At 40.8% G+C, this 5,610-nt stretch carries 5 protein-coding genes and 1 pseudogene; all 6 read right to left on the bottom strand.

Annotated elements, in window-relative coordinates:
- Positions 1-333: 333 nt before the first annotated feature.
- Positions 334-873, bottom strand: a pseudogene (locus ACFING_RS09160) (DUF3987 domain-containing protein); the annotation flags it as partial.
- A 922-nt stretch (positions 874-1,795) separates the two neighbouring features.
- Positions 1,796-2,299: a hypothetical protein gene (locus ACFING_RS09155; protein WP_375630608.1), complete on the bottom strand. Its 504-nt coding sequence runs from the start codon at positions 2,297-2,299 to the stop codon at positions 1,796-1,798.
- Between the two features lies 1 nt (position 2,300).
- Positions 2,301-2,699 carry a hypothetical protein gene (locus tag ACFING_RS09150; RefSeq protein ID WP_375630606.1) on the bottom strand — a complete coding sequence of 133 codons (399 nt, stop codon included), beginning with the start codon at positions 2,697-2,699 and terminating at the stop codon, positions 2,301-2,303.
- 146 nt (positions 2,700-2,845) lie between these two features.
- Positions 2,846-3,643 carry a beta-hydroxyacyl-ACP dehydratase gene (locus tag ACFING_RS09145; protein WP_375630605.1) on the bottom strand — a complete coding sequence of 266 codons (798 nt, stop codon included), beginning with the start codon at positions 3,641-3,643 and terminating at the stop codon, positions 2,846-2,848.
- Positions 3,634-4,707: a citrate/2-methylcitrate synthase gene (locus ACFING_RS09140; RefSeq protein ID WP_375630603.1), complete on the bottom strand. Its 1,074-nt coding sequence runs from the start codon at positions 4,705-4,707 to the stop codon at positions 3,634-3,636. Before ACFING_RS09140 ends, ACFING_RS09145 begins: the two co-directional genes overlap by 10 nt.
- A 94-nt stretch (positions 4,708-4,801) precedes the next feature.
- Positions 4,802-5,610, bottom strand: an 809-nt coding sequence (locus ACFING_RS09135) for a hypothetical protein (protein ID WP_375630601.1), incomplete at its 5' end; no start/stop codon positions are given.

Raw genomic sequence — 5,610 nt, 5'->3', positions numbered from 1 at the left:
ATTCATTTCATGGGTCAATCAAGATAAATACACTATGTGCTTTAAAATATCATAATGAGTATTTTGATAGGTTTTATAGATAGGTTTTGAAGGTTTCTCACACCCTCAAAATACCTTCAAAAATATACCGCGGGTTGTATTTATAGGTTGTATTTTAATATAGATTGTATCTCTAAAATGCTAATATATTGAAATATAATGACTTTTATTTTTCGATTGAAAAAAAATATATAAAGGGGGGTAACAAGAACCCTCAAAATATTCAAAATACTCAAAACTCATAGATAAGGCATTCTTTGAAGGTTCACTTTATGAAATACAAGGGTAAATGACTTATTGGGGTGTCTTATGCCCCTTTACCAAAGGATTCCATTCATAACGTATCGTAGGTCGACCACCTTGTGAGCTATTTTCACTTGCTATTTGACGAATATGATTGGAACGACATAAGAGCTCTAAAGCTTACTTAACGGCTCTATTATCTGTTAAACTGATCCAACTTCTTTGATGAATATCGCGTAAAGTAAAAACATCAGATAAATGATCACAGCGCTCGACAATCAATTTTGCCCCCTCTGTTGCTAAGTTATCCGCCGCCGCATAAAGCCTTTTGACATAACTTAACAAATATTTTTCCCATCGCAAGGCTGTTTGAAGGGCATCTTTATTGATTTCAAAACGCCCCCCTTCGGTTAATTCAAAAATCAATGCAAGACTTACTATGGTCTTAGGCATTTTCAAAAGATGCGCTTGTAAGCTTTCAGAAAGGTTATTCTCTTTGGCTTCTTTAAAAATCTTTTGCATCCATTCACGAAAGATCTCTTGAGCATCAGCAGAAAAACGCATGACAAGCGGGTGTTCAGGAGAACCAAGGGTTTATATTATCATAATGAGAACGTATTAAGCTAAGAGGAGATGCCAAATTCTCAAAGGAGAAGTGCAATGCACCTTTACGAGTTTTTTGGACTTCATGATTTTTTGTACAACATTATGCCCCCCAAGATTATGTGCCCTTAAGCAGCTACAGTCGTTGATACAATATCCTCAGCAAGCATTTGTTCATCTTGCACATATATTTTTAATAATTTTTTTGGAAGATTTCTTGGTACGGCACGCGATACATCAGTGCTAACGTTCTCTTAAAAAACACACAGATAATTAATCAGCTTCAAAAAACAACCTTACCAATGAAGTACTAGCTAGAGGGTTGCATGCACAACGCAATAATGGCACACTGATTCCCACAAGCGTGCTTCACATATTGCACGCATAGCCTGTACAGAGTCTACCGCTCCTAAATACTCAAACGTAAAAACGTAATGCTACTGGATCGTACAGTGACCGCAGTTGCACCCTTAAACACCGGTTCCTACCATATCATAATGCTTGACAAAAGCATCATGCCATCATAGCAAGCGCTTTGCGTAGGGGTTCCACAACATAGTTCTACAAATTGTTGACGCATTGCCAAGCTAACAGTTTTCTTGCCCCCCTACGCCAATGAGACCATCACTATCCTCTTTTTGAATCGTAAAACAAAATGATTTCCCATGAGCGATAAACCATCTGCTCAAAGTCCAGCTAGCTCAAACTCATAGCTTTCTAAACCTTTAGGCTCGCTCTTCCCCCAAGGGGGCATAGTCAGATATATCACTTCCCTCACCTCTTCACGCGCTGGGATAAAAAAATCTGAAACTACGAGGCAACGCTGCATTTGTATGCAGCGTTGTTGTTAGGAATAAGCTTCTATTGAGATAGTTCTAATGGGAAGCACCCACAGCTAATGATATAGGGATTAATTTGGATTCTTTCGAAATACTATATATAAATTTAATGTGCCGCCCCACAACACACCACCAGTGAACCCACTTAAAAGACCAAAAAGAAGGTTAAAATCAAATGCATATTTCAAATCAGGTACAACCTTGAGAAAAACAATCAATGTGAATTTGATGACAAAAGCGATAAGAATAAATGTCAGCGTCAACGGCGTACCAGGCAGAATAATGAAATCCGTTCCCTCTTTGATTTTTAAACGCGCAGTAGCACGCCAGAGCAACCAGCCAACGCCAAAGCCGATCATCAGCCCTGCCAACATTGCGATTGCTCCCCAGCGTGGGAAAGCCAGCTGGTTAATCACATCGCTTGCGCCCAAAAAAAGAAAGACTAACGGCAAGAGAAAAAGGCGGTAAACCTTCGTTTCCCTATCTTTCAATGCGATTATTCCCCTCGCGATGAGAAAAATAAGCAAAATCCAGGCCCATAAAGGGGTTCCGGTCAGAATGTTAAACAATGACATATTATGCTCCATGATGTTTGATGCGATAAAAATATTGCATGATGTTAGGAAGATATTTAGAAAAAAGAATACCAGTACAAATTAAACCCATAGTGATTAACCAAATCTGGGGGGTCCATGTAAAAAAAGCCACTAGAAGACCATTGGCAAAAAAGATGATTACCCAAATCCATGTAATATATTTATTGATGAGATAAAATAGGATATGTTTGCGTTTTTCTTCAGAAACACCAGCACTGGCATAAAAAATTGTAAAGGGTTTCTTTACCAGCAAGCTAATCAATGAAACCAGAGCAAGTGACAGATAGCAAAAAACTGTGGGGTAGTTCAGTAAAAGTGTAGACCATCCAGCGAAATAATTAACAAACAGGACAATAACTGTCAGAATGTTAGTAATCATCACGGGTTCTCCCTGCCGGACAATTTTAATATTCACAGCAATAATGAACAATAAAATCACAGTTAAGATGAGAGAGCGTTCGACCAGAGTTAAAAAGTTTCCATTGATAACCCAGGAGTAAATACTCCACGGAATAAAAGAGATTATTATGTTAAACATGGCGCATCCTCCTTTTTATATTTGATAGAAAACTTACCGCAAGTGCTTCGTTTTTTAGTTTCCGTATGAATATAAAAAACACCACCCAGTTCATACTCTGTATCCTGTTTAATGGTCAACCGATAGGTATCTCCCGGATAAACTGCTTCAATGAACTTTACTTTTTTCAGCGCAACAGATGCGATATTTTTCGTCCTACCCTGCGTGGCTAAAGCCAGAACCATCTCAATCAATAGTGAACCAAGACATACGGCGCGGGAGGGGAAATGTTCCTCAAAAAGCGGGTGATGCGCATTAAAGGAAAAAGTACAAGAATCTCCGGTTACGGAGGAAATCTTACATAAATCGCCTAGTAATGGAAGAGCGGCTTTCTCAGAACACGAGCTAAAGAAGCAGACCTTACTGACCATGATGATTGCCTGCGCAATAACGGCCTTTCCATTGTCATATGTGCTAACCTTACAGTGAATACGGTAGGCCTCATTAATGCGTTCAATATGTCCTTCAACGCATAACCGATCGCTATCAAAATGGGTGGTAGAGAAAAACTGTTCAACCATAACAGGGAGATAGCGATAAGTGAGATCCGAGTTTTTAGCCACCACGGTGGCGAATCGAACTGAAAACTGATGCAAGGCTTCGAGTAACAAGCCCTGTTTCAAATAGTTATGGGCTAAATTCCAGTGAGAAATATTGATTTGCCCGCAAGCACGCATCGGTGTGGTTAAGGTGATACTCTGACATATACCCAAGAAATTTGGCTCGGTGCGATGCTTTATAGCCATAATTTGGGGACCTTTTTATATTTTTTTCTTAAATCCTTTGATGATAAACCGAAGGAATGAGCGCTAAACCGCGCTTGATAGTGCGCGAGAAGTATAGGCATACGACAAACGAAAAAAGCCAACAATCCCAGCTCAGGAGAAGCCCGATGTTTGCTCATGATGCTTGCAATTAGAAAATCGACATTGGGTTGCAGTCCTGTATTGTCCGAAATAGATCGCACAAGCGAACTGAAGGGGCACATAGGCACCTGAAAGCGTGAAAAAAAGAAATCAACTCGGACATCCCATTGCATAATCGGATGACCAAACCTTGGCCAAGGTTTGTCTTTGCAATAATGCGTTACCGCCGCCTTAAGATTCTCGGCTTCAATCTCATGGAGGACACCAGAAAGTCGCATGATAGCATATTTGCAGGCTCCCATATGCACGGAGCCAATGGCACTAAACCCACCGATTAGTGCAGAAATGACGTCGCTCTTGGTACTGATAATAAATCTTACCATGGTGGTTGTGGGTGTCACAGTACCAAACCCGCCCAGCAGTAGAGACATGCACCCGCAAAGCACATTAATATCCCAGTCGGAAGAAGCTTCCTTGCTAGTTAATACTAACCAAAAAGCAAGCTCCAAGGTATTGCAATTTTCGATCGCCGGCAAATCGGAAAACTGTTGGGAAGAGCACGCCAATGCAATAATCCACGGCATCAGCAAGATAATTTTAAGACAACCACCGTCGCTTACGGGAGCCATGACCTTACCCTGAGCCGCCGAAACCTCAACTTGCGATAATAACATCATAAATCGCTGCGTTAAACTCAAAGATGGCAATACATTGATCAGTTGATGCATCGCCTGCAGTTTGGCTGTAGGGTTCGTCTTTTGCAGTTCGGCGTTAGCATTCTGAATCAGCCGATCCATCTGTTCTTCATTAAGAAGGTTGCCGGTCAGTACAAACCATGCGTTCTGCAAATAGCGGTTTTCATCGGCAATATCAATCAAATTACATCCACGAATAAACAATGCGTTATTATCTAAACCATAATTATCAATAACATCATCTGACATGATTTACTCCTGCTGCTCCGGTGACACGCTATAAAACCTGATGTTGACATTTATCGTAAGCGAATTCCCTGATACAATTTCATTACACAAATTATCAAGTTGCATTACAGGACTCCCTTGCGTCATAAACTAGCAGGCATTTCCCTCTGGATGAGAAAAGCAAATCGCTATATTCGACGAGGGTGAGATTAATACGCCCGCGCTTTTTCATATAGGCTTCATAAATATCCGGCAAATGATAGATTTCCTCAGTTAGTTCGGACAAATCAAGGTTGTGAAATACTTCGCGGCAGATTTTAATATCCATAATCTTTTGTCTATCCGCGGATAAAGACAATACAATTTGAACAATCACATCGGGCAACCTTCGATTAATAATTTTGAATATTTTTTCATGGCTAATCAAATTTCCCATGAAATTAAAATCAACAGCATTGCGTTTAATACCTTCAAAATAGAGGTCACCATTTTCAACGGATAATGTGCCCATATCGCCCACGGAGTATCTGATAAGTTTGCGCGAGGCATCGGGATCCAGCGATGTCACTAGCAGTCCTCTCTTATCTTCATATTCAAAGAAGAAATCATCGCTGAAGAGCAGGTACCGATTAAGCCGCCCTTCGGCGGACATACCAATGAAACCGCACTCCGACAAACCATATAAACCAATTATCCGCAGATCGGCGCCCAGCATCTCGCGCAGATAGTTTTCATGCACGCTCAGCATCGATTCACCAGTAAAGACCACTTTTTTAATTGCCAGTGGAACCCCAAGGCTGAGCATGGCTTCAACGAACTGAACGATGGTGCTGGGCACACCAAACAGTACCGAGAGCCGTATTTCAGCCAGAAACTCGAAATGACTCTTCAGCAGCAGAGCAATATCGCCAACCGGCACAACAT

Origin of the sequence: Bartonella sp. AP150HLJHH (assembly GCF_042196385.1) — a bacterium.
GTDB lineage: Bacteria > Pseudomonadota > Alphaproteobacteria > Rhizobiales > Rhizobiaceae > Bartonella.
Note: the sequence above shows the minus strand (reverse complement) of the source record. Positions and strands in the feature narration are given on the sequence as shown.

What these genes read in the sequence shown, in the direction of transcription:
- ACFING_RS09155 (WP_375630608.1), bottom strand. Translation starts at nt 2,299, where the DNA reads ATGTCATTGTTTAACATTCTGACCGGAACCCCTTTATGGGCCTGGATT.
- ACFING_RS09150 (WP_375630606.1), bottom strand. Translation starts at nt 2,699, where the DNA reads ATGATTACTAACATTCTGACAGTTATTGTCCTGTTTGTTAATTATTTC.
- ACFING_RS09145 (WP_375630605.1), bottom strand. Translation starts at nt 3,643, where the DNA reads ATGGCTATAAAGCATCGCACCGAGCCAAATTTCTTGGGTATATGTCAG.
- ACFING_RS09140 (WP_375630603.1), bottom strand. Translation starts at nt 4,707, where the DNA reads ATGTCAGATGATGTTATTGATAATTATGGTTTAGATAATAACGCATTG.